We start from the raw sequence: 20309 nt of genomic DNA, 5'->3' as shown, positions 1-20309 counted from the left end.
TTTGAGTTACAGAATTTTAAAAAAATGTTATATGATTGTAAAGAAAATATCCTTAGTGGTTACAGCTTTGTTCTCTATGTCGATGTTCGCGCAGGAATCTGCAGAATTTTCTAGAGAGATAAAGCAAGACATTAAGTTGTCGTATTTAGATTCTATCAAAAGCACATTCAAAAGAGACCAGTTAGCTACAAAAGTTGATAGTTTATGGATGAATGAATTAGTTAGTCTTGACATTTATGACGATTTAACAAAAGACATTCAAACAATTAATAAAGATGTCACTGTCGATGAAGAACTGCCAACAGAATTGCTCAAACAGCGTTTAGCGGCAATGAATCAGAAATCACCTTTTGAGATAGAATACAATCAAGGTTTAGAAAATATAATAAAGTCATTTCTTAAGAACCGTAAAAAATCGTTTTCTCGATTAATGGCTTTATCAGAATATTATTTCCCAATCTTCGAGGATGCTTTTGCCAAACAAAATGTTCCTTTGGAAATAAAATATTTAGCCGTTGTAGAATCTGCTTTAAATCCTAAAGCAGTTTCTAAAATGGGCGCCACGGGACTTTGGCAGTTTATGTACGGAACCGGAAAACAATACGCTTTAAAAATCGATTCTTACATCGATGAAAGAAGTGATCCTCTTAAAGCTACAGCCGCATGTTCTGAATACATGACCAAAATGTTCAATATTTTTGGTGACTGGGAACTGGTTTTAGCATCTTACAATTCAGGTCCTGGAAATGTTACCAAAGCAATTCGTCGTTCTGGCGGAAAAACTAAATATTGGGACATTCGCAATTACCTTCCAAAAGAAACTCAAGGTTATGTTCCCGCTTTCTTAGCAACAATGTATCTTTTTGAATATCATAAAGAACACGGAATTAACCCAGAAAGAGCTGTTGTTAAAAACTTTGAAACAGATACAATAGCAATTAAAAATCAAATGTCTTTTAAACAACTTGCTGATTTATTAGACATGCCGCAATCTCAGATTCAGCTTTTAAATCCATCTTATAAAATGAATGTCATTCCTTTCTATCAAGGAGAACAACATTTTATTCGTCTTCCAAAAGATAAAATAGCAACATTTGTTTCCAACGAAAATCAAATTTATGCTTACGTTAAGCACGATACAGAATTTAGATCAACATCATCAAGACTTGCAGTAAAATACGCTCCAAAAGCTAAGCCGGCAGCTAAACCTGCAGCAATTGACAATAGCGATTACGAATTTTACAAAGTTAGAAAAGGAGATAATTTAGGAGCAATTGCATCAAAATATAATGTGAGTATTAGTGAGTTAAAAAAATGGAATAACATTAAAACTAATGCAGTTGCAGTTGGAAGAAGTCTTAAAATTAAATCTGAAGAAACTGCTCCAGTTAAAACAAATCCAGTTATAGACAAAGAAGAAGCAATTGCATCTGCAGATGATAAAGAAAAATCAACTACAGTACCACAAGACTATGTTGTAGCTGCTGGAGATAATTTAGGAAGTATTGCCAAAAAATTCGGTATGACTATTGCGGAGTTAAAAGAACTTAATAATTTAACTTCAAATAATATTGGTTTAGGAAAAACGCTTATTATTTCAAAAGCGTCTCCAATAATAGAAGAGCCGGCTTCAACAGCAATTGCATCAACTTCAGTTGATTCATTCAAGAAAAAAGCAGTTTCTAAAAATATGGGTGAAGATTATTACGTTAAAAAAGGAGACTCTTTATACAGTATTTCTAAAAAATATCCTGGAGTAACAATTTCAGATATTAAAAAATGGAATGGTATTAAAGATGAAGATATTAAACCGGGAATGAAACTTAAAATAAACGGATAATAGAATAATCTTATTAAATTTGGGTTTTATTTCATAAATTAAGAAAATGAATAAAACCCATTTTTTATTTCTATTACTTTCATTTTTCCTGATTTCATGCTTCAAAGGCGAAAAGCAAAACGATTCAGTTTCAGGAAAAACCAATACCATTTCGATCATTATTGACGATCAGCTGTGGTATGGAGAAGTTGGTGATAGCATTCGAAATAAATTTGCCTCGCCAGTTCTTGGACTTACCCAAGAAGAACCTCTTTTTACCATCAATCAATATCCTGCTCGATTACTTGAAGGTTTTGTAACCGACAGCCGAAGCATTATTGTAGTTAAAAAAACGGCATCAGATAAATTCGAAATCATTCGAAGCAAAGCTTTACCTCACAATACATTCCGTATCTACGGAAAATCAGTAGATGATATTATCTGTAGTATCGAATTAAACTCTCCAGAGATCATCAAACAAATTCGTGATGCCGAAATTCAAAAGGTTCAGGAAGACAATAGTAAATCACTATTGAATCCAGCGATCATTAAAAATAAATTCCATATCGATCTACAAATCCCTACTGGATATGAATATGTACTGCATAAAAAGAATTTCATCTGGCTTAAAAAAGAAATTATCAGCGGTAATACAAGTCTTCTAGTATACCAAATACCTTTGCACAAATTCGACAAGAAAAAAGATGTTGTAAATTCAATTGTGCGTATGCGAGATTCAGTTGGAAGTTACATTAAAGGTCGTGAGCCTAACACAAGAATGATTACCAGCGAAGCTTACGCACCTTATTTTTCAAAAGTTACATTAGACAATAAAGATGCTTTTGAAACAAAAGGAACCTGGGAATTAAAAAACGATTTTATGGCAGGACCATTTATTAATTATGCCATTGTTGACAAAACGTATAATCGTCTTTTGGTTATAGAGGGATTTTGTTACTCGCCATCTAATCAAGAACGAGATTTAATGTTAGAGTTAGAAGCAATTATCAAATCAGTGAAAATTGATAAGAGATAAAGTTTTGTTTTGAGCTTATAGCAGGCAATTATTCTAACTCGTACCAAAAAACCTGAAACTTGTAGCTTGAAGCAATTTACGCTAATATTTTCCTTACTTTTGTTTGTAACAAACATAAAAACAAATAGTTATGAAAAAATTAACCGCAACACTAGTATTGTTTGTGCTGTGTTTGATCTCTTGTAAAAAGGAAGTAAAAACAGAAACCGAAACCACAAAAGTTTCAGACAGCATTAAAACTGAAGAACCAATTGCAGAAGAACCAGTAGATTCTGCTACGCAAGCAAAAGCCTGGCAGGCATATGCAACACCCGGAGCTCCGCATAAATTAATGACAGACGAAGTAGGAACATGGAATTGCGATATGACTTTTTGGTATGAGCCGAATGCAAAACCAGAAAAAACAACCTCAGTAGCCAATATCAAAATGATTTTAGGAGGGCGTTATCAAGAATCAGATTACCAAGGAAAAATTATGGGAGCGCCATTTGTCGGCAAAAGTACATTGGCCTACAACAACGCCAGTAAAGAATATACAACCACTTTTATCGATAATATGGGAACCGGTATGATGGTCGCTTTTGGTAAATATGATGAAAAAACAAAAACAATTGAATTTAAAGGAGATGTCGTAAATCCAGTAACTGGAAAAAAAGCGCCGTACAGAGAAGTATATACAATTGTTGATCCAACAACACGAAAAATGGAAATGTACGACACGAAAAATGGAACAGAATATAAAAGCATGGAAATAGTGATGAAGAAAAAGTAATTTCCAGCACAGCGTAAAATAGAAATCCCGATTACAATTTGTAGTCGGGATTTCTATTTGATAATATTTGATGTAATTTTGCTTGTTCTATAATAAACAACAACGAAAAGCAGCAAACAATATACAGAATGGAGTTAAAATGGAAAATAAAGCCTTTTGAGGCATTAAATGTAAACGAGCTATATGATTTGCTCCGACTAAGAAGTGAGATCTTTGTAGTGGAGCAAAACTGCGTTTATTTGGATTTAGACGGCAAAGACAAGAAAGCACTACATTTAATTGGCGAATATGACGGCAAAATTGTAGCTTATTCTCGTTTATTCGATGCCGGAATTTCATTTGATAACGCTTCAATAGGAAGAGTGGTAGTTGATGCCAATTACAGAGATAAAAAATTTGGACATGATTTAATGCGTGAAGCTATCTCCCAAATACAATCAAACTTTGGAAAAGATAAAATTACTATCGGAGCACAGTTGTATTTAAAGAAATTTTACGAAAGCCACGGTTTTGTACAAACCAGCGAAATGTATTTAGAAGATGATATTCCGCATATTGAAATGATTCGACAGTAATTAAATACTCCACAAGATTTGACTTCATTCACTACATCTTTAAAATCGTTTTATATTCTGTTTGGTTATTTAATACACTAACTGCTCTTTTAATTTCAGAATTGTTTTTGATATAAAACTGATACAAACCTTCTTGATATTGATATCTCTTAATCAATTCTTCTTGGATCATGTTTTTAATTTCTTTCTGATTTTTATCCAGCAAAGTGGTTTCACTTTTTTCTAAAGCGGCCAATAACTGCTGATATTCAGGAGCAATTGTTTCGTCTATTTTTTCATTTTTAGCAGCCGCTAAAGTGTTTTTCAAAGCCACTTCAGTTTCGGTATCAAATGTGATTTTATTTGCTTTCAAAAATTGTTTAAAAGAACTATAATCTGCGTCTGTTATGGTTGGGATTTTATCTCCCAAATTCGGATTTTTGTAGTAGTAAGTTGTTGCATAATCAAAAACGCCATCATTTTTAATTAAAGCTGTTGCAATTGCGCTGGTTTTAGTTTCTTCTAATTCAATATCTGGTAAAACTCCACCGCCGTCATAAACTGTTCTGCCTTTTCTGGTTTTAAAAGCATTAAAATTTTTAGCATCAGTTTTTAGTGCCACGCCGTTTTTGTCTTTATGAGCATAATCCAATGCCTGAATACATCTTCCAGACGGAGTATAATATCTCGAAATAGTAACTTTTAACTGCGTTCCGTAAGTAAGGTCAACCGAACGCTGTACCAAACCTTTTCCGAAACTTCTGCTTCCTAAAATAACCGCTCGGTCTAAATCCTGTAAAGCACCAGAAACAATTTCAGACGCAGAAGCACTTCTTCCGTTTACTAAAATTGCCAATGGAATCTCTGTATCTACAGGTTCTTTCTGAGTTTTATAAGTATTATTGTGTTTTTCTATTCGTGATTTAGTAGTTACAATTACTTCATTCTTAGGTACAAATAAATTACAGATATCAATCGCTTCGTTCAATAAACCTCCAGGGTTTCCTCTTAAATCTAAAACAATTTGTTTCGCTCCGTCGGCTTTTAACTTTTCAAGAGCATCTTTAACCTCGTTAGAAGCTTTTCTGCTAAAGTGCGCCAAAACAATATAACCTGTTTTATCATCAATTTTTCCGTAAAAAGGAACCGATTTAATGTCTACTTCATCCAAAACCAAAACAGTAGTATAAGGTTTGCCCTGACGTAGATATTTAATATTGATTTTAGTATTTTTCGTTCCCTTCAAAAGTTGAGAAGCATCATCTTTAAAATCCGCAATCAAAACATCTCCAATTTGAATAATTTCGTCGCCCGCTTTTAGTCCGGCTTTATCGGCAGGATAATTTTTATAAGGTTCGCGAACAATTAAGCGATCTTTTTTCCTTGAGATTAAAGCACCAATGCCAGTATATTCTCCAGTATTGTTGATTTTAAAGTTCACTACATCTTGTTCGTTAAAGTAAACCGTATACGGGTCTAAACTTCCCAACATGCTTTTGATCGCTTTATCCATCAAATCGCCAGGATTCGTTTCGTCTACATAATTGGTGTTTACTGCTTTAAACAAAGTCGTAAAAATCTCGATCTGTTTGGCAATTTCAAAAAAATCTTCTTTAAAACTGGTTCCAACAAACAACATTCCCGCAGCAGCGACAGGTATAATAAATTTCTTTTTGAAATACGGATACATGATTATTATTTTTTTCTTCTTTTTAATCTTTTTCTAATAAAATAGGCAAATACAAAAAACAGAATGACAAATGGCCAAACGCTTAATAATGAAATTAATAAATCGGATAAACTAAAAAATCCTGATTTAATTGCGGTTCCAAGTTTTGAACCGTATGATATTTTAACACCTTCTTTTTCAGGTATTGTTTTATAAAATTCAATAGTAACAGTACTTTCAGAAACTCGGCTTTCCAGATATTTCAGCTGACCTTCTTTAGATTCGATTTCCTCGCGAATAGCAGAAATTTGTTCTTCAATCTCTAAAATTTCACTGACTTTGTTCGCTTTTTTTAGAATTTCAAGATAACGTTCTTCTAGTTTTTTCTTGGTTTTTAATCGAGAAGTCAGATCGATATATTGTTCTGTAACATCTTCAGCAGAAATAGTTTTAACTTCAAAATAAGAAACACCTTTAGAAATATCACTTATAAAACGATCGAAATTCTGACTTGGTACTTTTATCGTTAGATTTCTAAAAACAGTTGCAAAATCCTTTCCTTCAGAATCGTTTATGATTCTGGCTTTACTAGTCAACGCAGCTTTTTGAATTTGACTGAAAGAATTTTCTAAATTATCAGTTTCAAATTTTAAAGTTGCTTCTTTTATGATTTTTTGTTCGATTTTTTCATCTACTTTAGGCGGCGGTGGAGGCGGCGGAGCATCGTTCGGACTTGGCTTTTTGTCATAAGCAACATTTTCTGCTTTTGCAGGCATTTGTACACTTTGAATTGCATAAGCTTCGTCATTTACAGCGTTTGCTTTTTTACATCCAAAAAGAATTAAAAACAAAAAAGATAAAAAGAAAATGTGACGCATAAAATTTCAATTTAGAGCTAAAACTACGATTTTTTTGTCTAATTTGATTATTAATCTTACGTTTTGAAATTTACGATTCACTTTTCTGTTCAAAATCTTGAGATTTGTTTATTTGAGCTGTAAATTTCTCAAACAATTGAATCATTTTGGTGTTAATTTCTGCATAGGATAATTTGTCTTTGGTTTGATAAAAAAGCATTATTGAATAAGGCTGATCCAAATTATCTAAAAGCAGATTTTTGTTCAAACGGTACGTTTCTCTTAAAACTCTTTTGAAGTAATTTCTATCAACGGCTTTTTTGAAATATTTCTTAGAAACCGAAACACCAATTTTTGTTTGTTCTTCTGAATTTTCTTCCGCTTGACGGTAAACCAAACGAAGCGGATATTTAGATACCGATTTACCATCAGAAAATAATAATCCAATAATGGTTTTGCTTTTTAAACGCTCGTTTTTAGGGTAAGTGAAGTTCATTTAATTCAGAAAAAATTTGCAAATTTTACTGCAAAGGTACAATTAAACCAGAAAAACGGTTATTGTTTTCAATTTTAATAAGTCTAAAAATATATTTATTACTTTTGCGCATTAATTTTTGAAGCATGGAAAAAATTATTTCTTATCCAATATCGGTAATTTATTATTTATTATTTGGTTTATGTTTGGCTGTTTTTCATCCCATTCAATGGATTTGCTTAAATTTATTTGGTTACCAGGCTCATAAAAAAAGTGTAGATTATTTAAATTTCTGCCTTTTAAAATGTACAAATCTTGTGGGAACAAGATATACAATCGAAAATAGAGAGACAATTCCGACAGGAGTGCCGATCATTTTTGTAGCCAATCATCAAAGTATGTACGATATAGTCGCAATGATTTGGTACTTTAGACGTTTTCATTGTAAATTTGTAAGTAAGAAGGAATTAGGAAGCGGAATTCCAAGTGTTTCTTTTAATTTGAAATACGGAGGATCTGTCTTAATTGACCGTAAAGACCCTAAACAAGCGATACCAGTTATCAAAGGCTTGTCTGAATATATCGAAAAAAATACAAGATCTGCCGTTATCTTCCCAGAAGGAACAAGAAGCAAAACAGGAAAACCAAAAGAATTCGCGCAAAGCGGTCTGAAAATTTTATGCAAATATGCGCCGTCTGCATATGTTGTACCGGTTAGTATTAATAATTCTTGGAAAATGGTAAAATTTGGTTTCTTTCCTGTTGGTTTAGGAAATCACCTGAAATTTACGGCTCATAAAGCTTTAGCTGTCAAAGATTACAAATTTGAAGAGCTTATGGAGATTACGGAAAGAGCGGTTAAAGAAGGAATAAATGAGTATAAACAGGTTTAAGTTTTAGTCCGAGCTAAAACGTACAACCCAAATCTATAATAAGTAATGTCTATAAAAAACATTAGATTAGAAGTAATGCAGTTTTTGGAAAAAAACGTGGATAGCTTCGTTGAACAGTATTTAATTCCAGTGGAAAAAATTTGGCAGCCATCTGATTTTTTACCAAATTCTGAAGGAGAAAATTTCTTCGAAGAGGTAAGAGAACTACGCGAGATTGCTAAAGAATTACCATACGATTTCTGGGTTACGCTTGTAGGTGATACCATCACCGAAGAAGCTTTGCCTACATATGAGTCTTGGTTAATGGATGTCGAAGGAGTAGATCAAGTAGAAAATGGTGGTAACGGTTGGTCTAAATGGATCCGTCAATGGACCGGAGAAGAAAACCGCCACGGAGATCTTTTAAATAAATACCTGTATTTGTCTGGTCGTGTGAACATGCGTGAAATCGAAATGACTACGCAGCATTTAATCAACGACGGTTTTGATATTGGAACTGGAACTGACCCGTACAAAAACTTTGTATACACGAGTTTCCAGGAATTAGCAACTTATGTTTCTCACAATAGAGTAGCGCAGATCGCAAAGAAATTTGGCGATAACAAGTTGTCTAAAATGTGTAAAATGATTGCAGGTGACGAAATGCGCCACCATCATGCATACAGCGAATTTGTAACTAGAATTTTCCAAGTTGATCCAAGTGAAATGATGCTTGCTTTTCAATACATGATGAAGCAGAAAATCGTTATGCCGGCTCATTTCTTGAGAGAATCTGGACAAAAAATTAGTTCAGCATTTGAGCAGTTTTCAGATTCTGCACAGCGTATCGGGGTTTATACTGCAAATGATTATGTTGATATTATGCAGAAATTAATGAACAAATGGGAAATTGATAAAATTACCAATTTGACTGATGAGGCTGAGAAAGCACGCGATTACTTAATGAAATTACCAGCTCGTATGGCAAGAATATCAGAAAGAATTGTTATTCCGCAAGAATCACACATCTTTAAATGGGTTGAACCAGCGAGATTGTAAATTTTAGATTGCAGATTTTATATTTTATATTTAAAATTGAGTTTTGCAATTGATTTTGATATTGAAAAATGTTGATGGTTAGATTTTCAAAACTCTAACAATCAGCATTTTTTATTTAATACAAACCTTTCGTAAATCTGCTTAATCTGCATGATCTGCGAGAAATTCAAATAATATAATTCATGAATACTTCTGAACTAATAAATAAAACCATTGCTTTCGTAAAAGAAAAACTGAACGATGCCGAAGGCGGACACGATTGGTTTCATATCGAACGCGTGTATAAAAATGCACTTTTAATAGCAAAAGATACCGTTTGTGAGCTAACAGTTGTCCAGCTGGGAGCTTTGCTTCATGATATTGCTGACAGTAAATTTCATAATGGGGATGAAACTATCGGTCCAAAAACAGCGAGAGCATTTTTAGAGACAGAAAATGTTTCAGAAGATATAATTACGCATGTTGTCAATATCATCGAAAATATCTCTTATAAAGGCGGAAATTTCGAAAAGAAATTCTCTTCTGTCGAATTGGATATCGTTCAGGATGCAGATCGATTAGATGCAATCGGTGCAATTGGTGTTGCAAGGGCATTCAATTATGGCGGATTTAAAAACAGAGCTTTGTACAATCCTGAAATTGCTCCAGTAACCAATATGACAAAAGAAGAGTACAAGAAAAACAATGCTCCAACAATAAATCATTTCTACGAAAAGCTTCTACTTTTAAAAGATAAAATGAATACCGAAAAAGGAAAACAAATCGCTGCCGAAAGACATCAGTTTATGGAAACATTTCTTGCGCAGTTTTATGCTGAGTGGGAAGGGGTGAAGTAAGTTCTCAGTTTTCAGTCTCAGTTTTCAATTTTATATTCTATAGAAATACCCAGAACACTTCTACTTTAAATGCCAAGTTATAAGTAATGCAGCAAAAAAGCCTAGTGTGAACCATAATAAGCGAGCAACTCTATTATCTCTGATTATTTCTTTCTTATCTTCTGGTGACATTTTAATGAATTTTGAATTTCAAAAATAATATCAAAAAATATACAAATAAGCTATTTATGGATTTTAAAATATCATAATAAGACATTTTTTGAAAATTAAAAAGCTTCACAAGATTGATAAATCTCTGTGAAGCTTTTCATTAAGTTATATTTGTAAACTAAAGGTATAAGCAGGAAAACCTTTGTCCCTTTGAATCTTTGCATCTTTGTCCCAAAAACTAAGAACACCCACAATCTCCATCGCCGCAGTCTTTTTTCTTTTTAGATTTAAAAAAGAATTTTTTGATCAGAAAAGCTACTGCAAATCCTAATATGGCAAAAGCTATAATTTGCTGAATCATAATTTTTTATTTTAAAAGTTGATACGCAATTAATGCGGTAAAATAAGCCAGTCCGCTCATTAAGACCAGCTGCATTGCCGGCCATTTCCAAGAATTGGTTTCCTTTTTAGTAATAGCCAAAGTACTGGCACACTGCATAGCAAAAGCATAAAACAACAGTAAAGATATTCCAGTGGCGAAATCAAATACTTTTTTACCAGTATCTGGACGTATTTCTGCTTGCATTTTGCTTTTTATGGTCGATTCGTTATCTGTATCTCCAACACTGTAAATAGTCGCAAGAGTTCCTACGAAAACTTCACGGGCTGCAAAAGAGCTGATTAATGCAATTCCGATTTTCCAATCGTAACCCAAAGGCGCAATTGCTGGTTCGATCGCTCTTCCCATTAATCCGATATAAGAGTTTTCTAGTTTTTGAGAAGCAACTTCGTTTTCAAACTGAGTTTCATCTAAAGTTTTAGTGGCAAATCTTTCTTTTACGATAGACTCAGCTTCGTTAAAATCTTTTCCAGGTCCGTATGAAGCTAAAAACCATAAAATAACCGATATCGCCAAGATGATTTTACCTGCGCCAACAATAAATGCTTTTGTTTTCTCCACAACATTAATTCCGACATTTTTTAAAAGCGGCATTTTGTAACTCGGCATTTCGACAACAAAATACGTTTTAGAGTTTAGTTTTAAAACTTTATTCAAAATATAAGCCGATAAAATCGCCGCAACAAAACCTAAAACGTAAAGTGACATTAAGGTTAATCCTTGAAGATTTAAAATCCCGAAAACGCGTTTACTCGGAATAACCAAAGAAATAATAATAGCATAAACAGGTAATCTTGCAGAGCAAGTCGTGAATGGCGTTACTAAGATCGTAATAAGGCGTTCTTTCCAATTCTCTATATTTCGAGTAGCCATAATTGCCGGAATCGCACAAGCTGTTCCTGAAATTAAAGGCACGACGCTTTTTCCTGAAAGTCCGAACCTGCGCATTATTTTATCCATTAGAAAAACAACTCGGCTCATATAACCACTTTCTTCCAGAATCGAAATAAAGAGGAATAAAAAGGCAATCTGCGGAATGAAAATAATAACACCGCCAATTCCTGGAATAATTCCCTGCGACAATAAATCAGTCAAAATACCGCTTGGAAGTTCTGCTGCAACCCAGCTGCTTAAAGAAGCAAAAGTGCTGTCAATGAAATCCATTGGAATAGTTGACCAGCTGAAAATTGATTGAAAAATCAAAAATAAAATAGCAAAGAAAATCACGTAACCCCAAACTTTGTGTGTTAAAACGCGGTCCAATTTGGCGCGAATATCTTTAGCCATCGAAGCATCAACTTTTAAACCTTCTTTTAAAACATCATTTATAAATTGGTATCTTTTGATGGTTTCTTTTTGCTGTAAACGCTTTAATTCTGAATGTGATTTCGTTAAAGTACTTCGAACTTCGTTTCGATCTAAATTAGAAAAGTTAACATCCTGCGTAATTACCAGCCACAATTTGTACATTAATTGATTGGGAAAGGCATGCTGTAATTTTTCAAAATACTCAGGATCAATTACTGAAGCATTTAAACAGGGTTCGCTTGGAAGGGTTTTATAGGAAACAATTAATTCTTTTAATTCATCAATTCCTAAACCTTTGCGAGAACTTACTAGGGCGATTTTAGTTTTTAGTTTTTCCTCTAAATACGGAATATCCAAACTAATTCCCTTTCTTTCCATACGATCAGACATGTTAATCACCAATATCGTCGGAATTTCAAGGTCTTTGATTTGTGTATAAATCAGTAAATTTCGTTTCAGGTTTTCAACATCTGTTACTACAACGGCAACATCTGGAAATAATTTGTCGTTTTTATTTAGCAAAAGTTCAATAACCACACTTTCATCCATCGAACTTGCATTCAAGCTGTACGTTCCTGGTAAATCAAGAATATTAGCTTTTATATTATGAGGTAGTTTGCAAAAACCTATTTTTTTCTCAACAGTAATTCCAGGATAATTCCCAACTTGCTGGTTAAGACCAGTTAACTGATTAAAAACAGAGGTTTTTCCAGTATTCGGATTTCCGATAAGGGCAACATTGATATTTTGAACACTCATTACAAATTGGTTTTGATAAGTTCAACTTCAATTTCGCGAGCCGTTTCGATACGAATCGCTACATGCGAACCGTTAATATCCAAATATAGAGGATCTCCAAAAGGAGCAATCTGCAGTAATTCAACTAAGCTGCCAGGAAGACAACCCATTTCTAATAATTTCAGTGGAATAAGATCGATATCAAAATCTTTGATAATGGCTTTTTCGCCTTTTTTCAGAGTGTGTATTGTATTTTGCAAGCTTATTTAGATTGAATTTAGATTGCAAAAGTAGGCAATTATTCTTTATTCCAAGGCATTTAACACCTTCGCAAATGCTAAATGTTTCTAAAAATAAGGCTTTTTACTCTTGAGAAAGGAAATCGATGTCTTCTAAAAGACGTTTTATGTCTTCTTTGTTTGTTCCGTCATAAAAACCTCTAACGCGGCGTTTTTGATCTACCAAAACAAAATTCTCTGTATGAACCATATCATACAACTGGTCTGGTCTTCCGAGTTTAACTGCCAAGTACGATTTTCTGGCCATTTTGTAGATTTCTTTTTTATCGCCCGTAACCAAATTCCATTTGCTGTCGACAACGCCATATTTTATAGCGTAGGCTTTTAAAACAGAAACACTGTCAACTTCTGGAAAAACAGTATGCGAAAGCAGCATTACTTTCGGATTGTTTAAAACAGCCTTTTGAACATCAACAAGATTGGTTGACATTTTTGGACAGATAGATCCGCAGGTTGTAAAGAAGAAGTCTGCAACATAAATTTTTCCTTCGTAATTTTTCTGTGTAATGGTATCGCCGTTTTGGTTTACAAATGAAAAATCGGCAATTGTATGGTATTTGCTTTTATATTGAATGGTACTGTCAACCAATTCAGGATTTACATCGGCTGGATTATAAATTGGCAGCGTCTTTTTAGGTTTTAAGGCAGAGTAAAACAAAGATATCGTAACAACCGAAAACACTATTAAAACAATAAAGAATTTGCGGTATTTGTATAAAAGCGATTTCATAAAAATAATTTGGCGCAAAAATACAAAAAGCAGATTTTAAAAACTTTACTCGAATATTTTTTTAACAGCCTTTTGTAACTTTTACGATCAATATGCAACTAATTGATTAGTTAAAAATTCATGTTTGTGAAATTTATGTGTCTTTATATTTTCCAGTTAGAATTTTAACACAATTTTAGAAATAATAACAATATGTTTGTATTTTCCCTTAAACCATAAACTTTTATGAAAAAACAATTTGCTAAACCTGTGTTTGGTGTCATATCTGCAATGTTTTCTTTAACAGCAGTTCAAGCCCAAGACGCAGCCTCAAAGGAACCAGGTATCAATGTATCTTATATGGATACTAAAGTTAGCCCAAGTCAGGATTTTTTTAAATATGTAAACGGAACTTGGCTTCAAAAAACAGAAATTCCAAGTGATCGTACAACATGGGGAAGTTTTAATGAGCTGATTAAAAGAACTGACAAAGATGTAATGACAGTTTTAAAAGATGCTTCTAAAAATCCAAAATACAAGTCAAACACTGATCAGGGAAAAGCAGTTAACTTATTCAATACCGTTTTAGATTCTGTTGGAAGAAATAAAAGAGGTATTGAACCACTTAAACCGTATTTGAAAAAAATTGACGCTATTAAAAATGTTGCTGATGTTCAGAAATATTTAGTGGAAATGGAAAAAGAAGGCGGTTCTGGATTTTTCGGAATTTACATTGGAGCTGATGATAAAAACAGTTCTAAAAATTCTGTAAATCTTTCTCCAAGCCAATTGGGTCTTCCAGACAAAGATTACTATACTTCTGATGATAAAGATTCTAAAGAAAAACGTGCTAAATATGAATTACACGTGGCTAGAATGCTTCAGTTTATTGGAGAATCTCCAGAAAAAGCAAAACAAAGCGCTGCTGAAATCTTAGCTTTAGAAACAGAATTATCTCAGCCAAGATTAAACAGAGTTGAAAGACGCGACAGCCGTTTGCAATACAATCCGATGACAATTGCTGATATTCAAAAATTGACGCCGGCAATCAAATGGAACGAATACTTTACTGGTTTGGGCATTACTAAATTGGATACCGTAATTGTAAGCGAGCCTAAATACATGACTGCTTTGCAAACTGTTTTTAAAGAAAACAAAGTAGGGCAGTGGAAAGAATATTTGAAATGGGATTTATTAAACAGCGCTGCAAGCCAGCTTTCATCAGATATTGATAATGCTAATTTTGATTTTTACAGCAAAACATTAAGAGGTGCAATAAAACAACTTCCAGCTGAAGAAAGAGCACTTGCAGTAGTAAATCGTAGTGTTGGAGAAGCTCTTGGAAAACTTTATGTAGAAAAATTATTTCCTGCTGAAGCAAAAGAGAAAGCTCAAAAAATGATTCAGAATGTGATTTTGGCTTACAAAAACAGAATCAATTCTTTGACTTGGATGTCTCCGGAAACAAAGGTAAAAGCTGTTGAGAAATTAAATAAAATCACCATCAAAATTGGATATCCTGATAAATGGAAAGATTATTCTGCTTTAACAATTAAAAGCACTGCAGAAGGCGGAACTTATTTTGATAATTCAAAAAATTTATCAAAATGGGCTTTCAAAAAAAGCATCGATAAATTAAGCAAACCAGTTGATAAAACAGAATGGGGAATGTCTCCTCAAACGGTAAATGCATATTACAATCCGTCTTATAACGAAATTGTATTCCCTGCAGCAATCTTACAACCTCCTTTTTACAATTACCAAGCTGACGAAGCTGTTAATTATGGTGGAATCGGTGCTGTAATTGGACACGAAATTTCTCATGGATTTGATGATTCTGGTGCACGTTACAATGCTGAAGGAAATCTAGTAGATTGGTGGACAGATGAAGATTTGAAACAATTTACAGCTCTAGGAACAGATTTAGCAAATCAATACAGCGCGCTTGAGCCATTGCCAGGAGTGCATGTTGATGGTCATTTTACATTAGGTGAAAACATTGGAGATTTAGGCGGAATCAATGCTGCTTATGATGGTTTACAATTGTACCTAAAAGAAAATGGTAATCCAGGTTTAATCGACGGATTTACGCCAGAACAACGTTTCTTTATTTCTTGGGCTACCGTTTGGAGAACAAAAACTAGAGACGAAGCGATCAAAAACCAAGTAAAAACAGATCCGCACTCACCAGGAATGTACAGAGCTTATGTGCCAATTCAGAACGTTGATGCTTTCTACAAAGCTTTCGATATTAAGAAAGGTGATAAAATGTATGTTGAACCAGAAAAACGAGTTAAAATCTGGTAATCGATTTTAATAATAAAAAAAGGGCGGTTTCGAATTTCGGAACCGCCCTTTTGCTTTACTATTTTATTCGTTTTTAAACTTGAGATATGAGTTATTATTCCCAGTTATCATTCCGTAAGAATGTTTCGTCGGTAGAAAAATATTGACGAACCCATTTATTTACATTCCGTAGGAACGTTTGATATGTTAGACCGTCAAAATTTATATCAAAATCAAACGTTCCTATGGAACGTAAATGGATTATAATATAATTTTTTACCGATCAAATGTTCCTAAGGAACATCATTGTGCTGTTATTTCAAATTACTATAAATGTAAGCTTCAATAGCTTTCAATTCTTCATCAGACATTGCTTGTGTAATGGCAAAGTTTGTTTTCATAACCTCAAACTGGCTCGGGTCGACAATTGGTTCTCCTTTTCCTTTTAAGAAAGTCACAATATCGCCATTTTTATCTTTGTAGATTTTGGCAATTTCTTTAATACTTGGTCCAATCACTTTTTGATCAGGCTGATGGCATGCAACGCAGTTCCCAGTTCCTTCAAAAATTTGTTTTCCAAGTTCTTCTGGAGTTTTGGCTTTCGCCGATTCTCCTTCAGAATACGATTCTGTTGTTGAGGTATTGCTCTCAGAACCTTCTTTTTTACAAGAGGCAAACGCTAAAACGGCAGCTAAAAATAAAACCTTTCTCATCTTTATTTATTTAATAAAACTGCGGCTTCTTTTGCGAAATAAGTCGAGATAATACTAGCGCCCGCACGCTTAATGCAATATAGTTGCTCTATCATAATTTTGTCATGATCCAGCCATCCTCTTTCTGCTGCGGCCTTTACCATTGCGTATTCGCCAGAAACTTGGTAAACCGCTACAGGAACATGAACAGCATTTTTTACTTCGCGGACGATATCCAAATACGCAATTCCAGGTTTTACCATTACGATATCTGCACCTTCTTCAACGTCTAATAATGCTTCGCGAATTCCTTCAATTCGGTTAGCATAATCCATTTGGTATGTTTTTTTATCTTTTGGAATATCTTGTGTGTCAACTGGAGCAGAATCTAAAGCATCGCGGAAAGGTCCGTAAAATGCCGAAGCATATTTTGCACTGTAGCTCATAATTCCCACATTATGATGTCCGTTTTCTTCCAACGCTTTTCTGATCGCCAAAACGCGTCCATCCATCATGTCGCTTGGCGCTACAAAATCGGCACCAGCTTCTGCGTGGCTTAAACTCATACGGGTTAAAGCGTCAACAGTAGCGTCGTTTATTAACTGGCCTTTTTCGATAATTCCGTCATGACCATAAATAGAATACGGATCAAGCGCCACATCTGGCATAACGATCATTTCTGGAACAGCATCTTTTATCGCGCGGATAGTTTGCTGCATTAGACCGTCTTTGTTCCAAGCCTCAGTTCCTTTATTGTCTTTTAAATTGTCGCTTACTTTTACATAGATGTTTACCGCTTTAATACCTAAATCCCAAGCTTCTTTAACTTCTTTGATCGTGTTGTCCAGCGAATGACGGTAAATTCCCGGCATTGACGGAATAGCAGATTTAATGTCTTTTCCTTCTGCAACAAACATAGGAAGCATAAAATCCTGCGGACTTAAACTGGTTTCACGAACTAGAGAACGAATAGATTCATTGGTTCTTAAACGACGGTTTCTTTGTAATGGAAACATATAAATTTAGATTTAGATTTTAGATTTCAGATTACGACCTGATTTTGAAAGCAGATTGATTAATCTTTATTTCTAAAATTGATGTTGTTCTTTTTTTGTTTTTGTAGATTTTTACTTTTTTTGAAAGTGCTGCAAAGTTAAAGAAAAAGGAACAGAATAAGGAGTTTAGCATGATCTAGAATCCGTTAATATTATCTAAAAATTTGATTTAAGTTTCGGTTTCCATTTAGAATTTAACTTAAATAAGGTTTTTAAAATATTTCCGTCTAAATTTGTCTAATGAAGAAATTTCTCGCTTTATTTTGCTGTTTGCTCTTAACAAGTTGTTTTGAGATAACAGAAAGAATCAAACACCACGACGATCAAAGTGGCGAATATACTCTTATGATCGACTTTTCACGATCTTGGTTTAAGACCAAATCTGCAATCTGGCTGGAAGAAGTCGATGGCGTTAAAATCCCAAACGAACAGGAAATCAGCCAAAAACTGGAAGACTTTAAATCTAAAGCTTCGAAAATTGACGGAATCTCAAATGTAACCACAAAAACAGATTTTGACAATTACGTTTTCATTATCAAACTCAATTATGCCAATCTAAAAGCATTAAATGCTGTTGTTAATACAATCAACAATCAGCGTGATCAAATTCACTTTAGCGGAAGCGGCAAAAATTTTGAAAGAATCGCCTCTTATCCAATTCCAGAAAAAGTCGTAAACGACCCGAAGAAAAAGAAAGACCTTGAAGAAGCCAGCATTATCGCTATTTATAGTTTTGACAAAGACATTCTTTCTGTGAACAATTCAAACAGTAAAATTTCTGCAAACAAAAAGACCGTTTTTTTAAAACAAAGTATGTACAGTGTTCTTAAAAAATCGACCCTCATGAATAATACCATTCAATTAAAGCCTTAATTATGAAGCATTTTTACACTCTATTTTTATTATTCGCTACATATTTGACTTTTGGTCAGATCAATACATCCAAATACGATTATTTTGTACAATTTAACGGAAACCAGCTTTCTAAAAAAGTAAGTATTTCAGAAGTTTTAAATCATCCGTTGGTAAGCAAATACAGCAGTAAAAAGCCAGACTTTGATTTCAGTAAATATACTTCGCTGATACATTTAGATCAGAAAATAACAATTCACGGAAGTTTCATGGATAGTATTCCGTATTACCAAGTTACTATTCCCATAAAAAGTAAAGAGGCCCTTAAACAATTTTTAATCAAAGAATTTAAGATCGACAACAGCAATGATTCGATTGCGGAAATTGAAGATTTCGGAAATTATTCTGTTTTTACGCCAAAAGGTAAAAAGAGATCCATGATTTGGAATGATAATTATCTGGTTGTATTAGAATTAACGAAACGATTTTCTAAAAATGTTTATGATTTACAGCCGCCAGTTGTAACCGATTCTATTTATTCTGACGAAAGTTATGCAGATCCTGCAGCTGTTCCAGAAAATGAAGTACAAATTGTTGAGGCACCAATAGTAATTGATGTACCTGCAGCGATGGAAAACTCGGCTCAAGAAGAATATTTATACGACGGAAATCCTTATGAAGAATATACTTTGCAGCAGGCAGAATTTGATCGAAATCTTGCCGAAAAACAAAGTGAAATTATAAAAACATTATTTGAAAATGGTTTTACGGCACCAAGTTCATCCAAAATAAACGAGTCTGCAGATATTTCGTCTTGGGTAGATTATGGCGGAGCAATTTCGAGTTTGTACTCGGCATACAGTTATCCGACGGCTATATTTGGCGGTTATGACAAATTCCTGCCGATGCAGAAAAATTTCGGAAATTTTATAAAAGGAATTAATGTTGATTTCTATTTTGATAATGACAATGCCCGAATCGAAGAAGTTATTGAATATTCTAAAGAGATTGCAGCGGTTGTGAATAAAATAAGCGACAGAAAAATCAATAAAAATATTTTTAATTATTTCCCGTCCGAAAAGCCATTGGCTTTCGCATCTTATCATATTAATACAAAAGCAGCTTTAGAAAGTTTTCCGTCTTTAACTTCCGAAATACTCCAGAATCCAAAATTTGGAAAAGAGGATATTACAATAATTACAGATTTGATTACTACAATTGTTGATGAAGAAGCCACTGCGAAACTTTTTGACGGTGATTTAAGCGCGTTTTTGTACGGCATGAAAGATGTTGAGGTAATGACCAAAAAGTACGGTTACGACGAAAATTATGAAGAAACGGTTACGGAAGAAAAAGTAAAAAAATCAATTCCGTTATTTTCTGTAATTTTTACTTCGACGCATCCAACATTTGGAGATAAACTTTTGCAACTGGGCGTACGCAAAAAAGTATTAATTCAAAACGGGAATCATTATCAGATTGTTGGAACAAAAGAGTTTGGTGATATTTTTATCCTGAAAGACAAAGAGGTTGTCATTGTTGCCAACACAATGGATTATTTTAATACTGGAAAAGGCTCTTTTATAAAAGAAACAAAGAAAGACTTGAGCAAAAATTACATATTCGGAAAACTGAATATTTCACAAACCGTAAATGCATTTGGTAAAAATGCAAAAGAATCAGATTTGATTCGATTCAATAAAATTTCGGCTCAGTTTTCAGACATTACAACAGAATCGCCTAAGAAACTAATCGATAATAAATTGAAATTCATATTCAAATTAAACGCTCTAAAATCTGATAAAAACATCATTTTACAAACATTAGATTTGGCAGACGAAATGACTTCGAAATAATCTCGGTTATTATAA

Annotated in this window: 19 protein-coding genes; 10 read left to right on the top strand and 9 right to left on the bottom strand. The window is 33.6% G+C overall.

Annotation, left to right across the window (positions count from 1 at the left end; translation table 11 throughout):
* The first annotated feature begins 31 nt into the window (after positions 1-31).
* From QMG60_RS04300 to QMG60_RS04285, 4 genes are all read left to right on the top strand, one after another.
* Complete coding sequence (locus QMG60_RS04300) at positions 32-1840, top strand: LysM peptidoglycan-binding domain-containing protein (RefSeq protein WP_281866984.1); 1809 nt, start codon at positions 32-34, stop codon at positions 1838-1840.
* A 46-nt stretch (positions 1841-1886) separates the two neighbouring features.
* Positions 1887-2855, top strand: coding sequence for a DUF4837 family protein (locus QMG60_RS04295; RefSeq protein WP_057115427.1), 969 nt, complete (start codon positions 1887-1889; stop codon positions 2853-2855).
* 130 nt (positions 2856-2985) lie between these two features.
* Positions 2986-3627: a DUF1579 domain-containing protein gene (locus tag QMG60_RS04290; RefSeq protein ID WP_057115426.1), complete on the top strand. Its 642-nt coding sequence runs from the start codon at positions 2986-2988 to the stop codon at positions 3625-3627.
* Between the two features lie 128 nt (positions 3628-3755).
* Positions 3756-4202 carry a GNAT family N-acetyltransferase gene (locus tag QMG60_RS04285; RefSeq protein WP_057115425.1) on the top strand — a complete coding sequence of 149 codons (447 nt, stop codon included), beginning with the start codon at positions 3756-3758 and terminating at the stop codon, positions 4200-4202.
* Positions 4203-4233: 31 nt separating this feature from the next.
* Here QMG60_RS04285 and QMG60_RS04280 read toward each other — a convergent pair whose 3' ends face one another.
* From QMG60_RS04280 to rnpA, 3 genes are all read right to left on the bottom strand, one after another.
* The gene (locus tag QMG60_RS04280) at positions 4234-5871 is read right to left on the bottom strand and encodes a S41 family peptidase (RefSeq protein ID WP_057115424.1); all 1638 of its coding nucleotides are present in this window, start codon (positions 5869-5871) and stop codon (positions 4234-4236) included.
* A gap of 5 nt (positions 5872-5876) precedes the next feature.
* On the bottom strand, positions 5877-6728 hold the full coding sequence (locus QMG60_RS04275) for a DUF4349 domain-containing protein (RefSeq protein ID WP_281866983.1): 852 nt from the start codon (positions 6726-6728) through the stop codon (positions 5877-5879).
* Positions 6729-6798: 70 nt separating this feature from the next.
* On the bottom strand, positions 6799-7203 hold the full coding sequence (gene rnpA, locus QMG60_RS04270; protein WP_281866982.1) for a ribonuclease P protein component: 405 nt from the start codon (positions 7201-7203) through the stop codon (positions 6799-6801).
* Positions 7204-7328: 125 nt separating this feature from the next.
* Here rnpA and QMG60_RS04265 point away from each other — a divergent pair, with 125 nt between their 5' ends.
* The 3 genes from QMG60_RS04265 to QMG60_RS04255 all read left to right on the top strand — a co-directional run bounded on the left by QMG60_RS04265 (position 7329) and on the right by QMG60_RS04255 (position 9949).
* Entirely contained in the window at positions 7329-8075 is a 747-nt protein-coding gene (locus QMG60_RS04265; RefSeq protein WP_057115421.1) for a lysophospholipid acyltransferase family protein, read from the top strand.
* Positions 8076-8120: 45 nt separating this feature from the next.
* Complete coding sequence (locus QMG60_RS04260; protein WP_057115420.1) at positions 8121-9113, top strand: acyl-ACP desaturase; 993 nt, start codon at positions 8121-8123, stop codon at positions 9111-9113.
* A gap of 182 nt (positions 9114-9295) precedes the next feature.
* On the top strand, positions 9296-9949 hold the full coding sequence (locus QMG60_RS04255) for an HD domain-containing protein (protein WP_281866981.1): 654 nt from the start codon (positions 9296-9298) through the stop codon (positions 9947-9949).
* A 388-nt stretch (positions 9950-10337) separates the two neighbouring features.
* Here the strand turns inward: QMG60_RS04255 and QMG60_RS04250 are convergent, their stop codons facing one another.
* The 4 genes from QMG60_RS04250 to QMG60_RS04235 all read right to left on the bottom strand — a co-directional run bounded on the left by QMG60_RS04250 (position 10338) and on the right by QMG60_RS04235 (position 13574).
* On the bottom strand, positions 10338-10460 hold the full coding sequence (locus QMG60_RS04250; RefSeq protein ID WP_281866980.1) for a FeoB-associated Cys-rich membrane protein: 123 nt from the start codon (positions 10458-10460) through the stop codon (positions 10338-10340).
* Positions 10461-10466: 6 nt separating this feature from the next.
* Positions 10467-12566 carry a ferrous iron transport protein B gene (feoB, locus tag QMG60_RS04245; protein WP_057115417.1) on the bottom strand — a complete coding sequence of 700 codons (2100 nt, stop codon included), beginning with the start codon at positions 12564-12566 and terminating at the stop codon, positions 10467-10469.
* The gene (locus tag QMG60_RS04240; protein ID WP_026982352.1) at positions 12566-12805 is read right to left on the bottom strand and encodes a FeoA family protein; all 240 of its coding nucleotides are present in this window, start codon (positions 12803-12805) and stop codon (positions 12566-12568) included. Before QMG60_RS04240 ends, feoB begins: the two co-directional genes overlap by 1 nt.
* Positions 12806-12908: 103 nt before the next feature.
* A complete protein-coding gene (locus QMG60_RS04235) occupies positions 12909-13574 on the bottom strand; it encodes an SCO family protein (protein ID WP_057115416.1) in 666 nt (221 codons plus the stop codon).
* 225 nt (positions 13575-13799) lie between these two features.
* Between QMG60_RS04235 and QMG60_RS04230 the strand changes: the two genes are divergently transcribed.
* Complete coding sequence (locus QMG60_RS04230) at positions 13800-15860, top strand: M13 family metallopeptidase (RefSeq protein ID WP_057115415.1); 2061 nt, start codon at positions 13800-13802, stop codon at positions 15858-15860.
* A 293-nt stretch (positions 15861-16153) separates the two neighbouring features.
* Here the strand turns inward: QMG60_RS04230 and QMG60_RS04225 are convergent, their stop codons facing one another.
* Positions 16154-16552, bottom strand: a complete 399-nt coding sequence (locus QMG60_RS04225) for a c-type cytochrome (RefSeq protein ID WP_281866979.1) — start codon at positions 16550-16552, stop codon at positions 16154-16156.
* 2 nt (positions 16553-16554) lie between these two features.
* Entirely contained in the window at positions 16555-17547 is a 993-nt protein-coding gene (hemB, locus tag QMG60_RS04220) for a porphobilinogen synthase (protein ID WP_057115413.1), read from the bottom strand.
* Between the two features lie 279 nt (positions 17548-17826).
* Between hemB and QMG60_RS04215 the strand changes: the two genes are divergently transcribed.
* Together QMG60_RS04215 and QMG60_RS04210 are read left to right on the top strand one after the other, a co-directional pair.
* Positions 17827-18459, top strand: coding sequence for a hypothetical protein (locus QMG60_RS04215; RefSeq protein WP_281866978.1), 633 nt, complete (start codon positions 17827-17829; stop codon positions 18457-18459).
* Positions 18460-18461: 2 nt separating this feature from the next.
* Entirely contained in the window at positions 18462-20294 is a 1833-nt protein-coding gene (locus tag QMG60_RS04210) for a hypothetical protein (protein ID WP_281866977.1), read from the top strand.
* The last annotated feature ends 15 nt before the right edge of the window (positions 20295-20309 follow it).

This window comes from Flavobacterium sp. GSB-24 (genome assembly GCF_027924665.1).
In the GTDB taxonomy this organism is placed as follows: domain Bacteria; phylum Bacteroidota; class Bacteroidia; order Flavobacteriales; family Flavobacteriaceae; genus Flavobacterium.
This window is presented reverse-complemented; position numbering and strand designations above follow the sequence as displayed.

Excerpts from the sequence above, each read along its gene's own strand:
- QMG60_RS04300 (WP_281866984.1), top strand. The coding sequence starts at position 32 with ATGATTGTAAAGAAAATATCCTTAGTGGTTACAGCTTTGTTCTCTATG.
- QMG60_RS04295 (WP_057115427.1), top strand. The coding sequence starts at position 1,887 with ATGAATAAAACCCATTTTTTATTTCTATTACTTTCATTTTTCCTGATT.
- QMG60_RS04290 (WP_057115426.1), top strand. The coding sequence starts at position 2,986 with ATGAAAAAATTAACCGCAACACTAGTATTGTTTGTGCTGTGTTTGATC.
- QMG60_RS04285 (WP_057115425.1), top strand. The coding sequence starts at position 3,756 with ATGGAGTTAAAATGGAAAATAAAGCCTTTTGAGGCATTAAATGTAAAC.
- QMG60_RS04280 (WP_057115424.1), bottom strand. The coding sequence starts at position 5,871 with ATGTATCCGTATTTCAAAAAGAAATTTATTATACCTGTCGCTGCTGCG.
- QMG60_RS04275 (WP_281866983.1), bottom strand. The coding sequence starts at position 6,728 with ATGCGTCACATTTTCTTTTTATCTTTTTTGTTTTTAATTCTTTTTGGA.
- rnpA (WP_281866982.1), bottom strand. The coding sequence starts at position 7,203 with ATGAACTTCACTTACCCTAAAAACGAGCGTTTAAAAAGCAAAACCATT.
- QMG60_RS04265 (WP_057115421.1), top strand. The coding sequence starts at position 7,329 with ATGGAAAAAATTATTTCTTATCCAATATCGGTAATTTATTATTTATTA.
- QMG60_RS04260 (WP_057115420.1), top strand. The coding sequence starts at position 8,121 with ATGTCTATAAAAAACATTAGATTAGAAGTAATGCAGTTTTTGGAAAAA.
- QMG60_RS04255 (WP_281866981.1), top strand. The coding sequence starts at position 9,296 with ATGAATACTTCTGAACTAATAAATAAAACCATTGCTTTCGTAAAAGAA.
- QMG60_RS04250 (WP_281866980.1), bottom strand. The coding sequence starts at position 10,460 with ATGATTCAGCAAATTATAGCTTTTGCCATATTAGGATTTGCAGTAGCT.
- feoB (WP_057115417.1), bottom strand. The coding sequence starts at position 12,566 with ATGAGTGTTCAAAATATCAATGTTGCCCTTATCGGAAATCCGAATACT.
- QMG60_RS04235 (WP_057115416.1), bottom strand. The coding sequence starts at position 13,574 with ATGAAATCGCTTTTATACAAATACCGCAAATTCTTTATTGTTTTAATA.
- QMG60_RS04230 (WP_057115415.1), top strand. The coding sequence starts at position 13,800 with ATGAAAAAACAATTTGCTAAACCTGTGTTTGGTGTCATATCTGCAATG.
- QMG60_RS04225 (WP_281866979.1), bottom strand. The coding sequence starts at position 16,552 with ATGAGAAAGGTTTTATTTTTAGCTGCCGTTTTAGCGTTTGCCTCTTGT.
- hemB (WP_057115413.1), bottom strand. The coding sequence starts at position 17,547 with ATGTTTCCATTACAAAGAAACCGTCGTTTAAGAACCAATGAATCTATT.
- QMG60_RS04215 (WP_281866978.1), top strand. The coding sequence starts at position 17,827 with ATGAAGAAATTTCTCGCTTTATTTTGCTGTTTGCTCTTAACAAGTTGT.
- QMG60_RS04210 (WP_281866977.1), top strand. The coding sequence starts at position 18,462 with ATGAAGCATTTTTACACTCTATTTTTATTATTCGCTACATATTTGACT.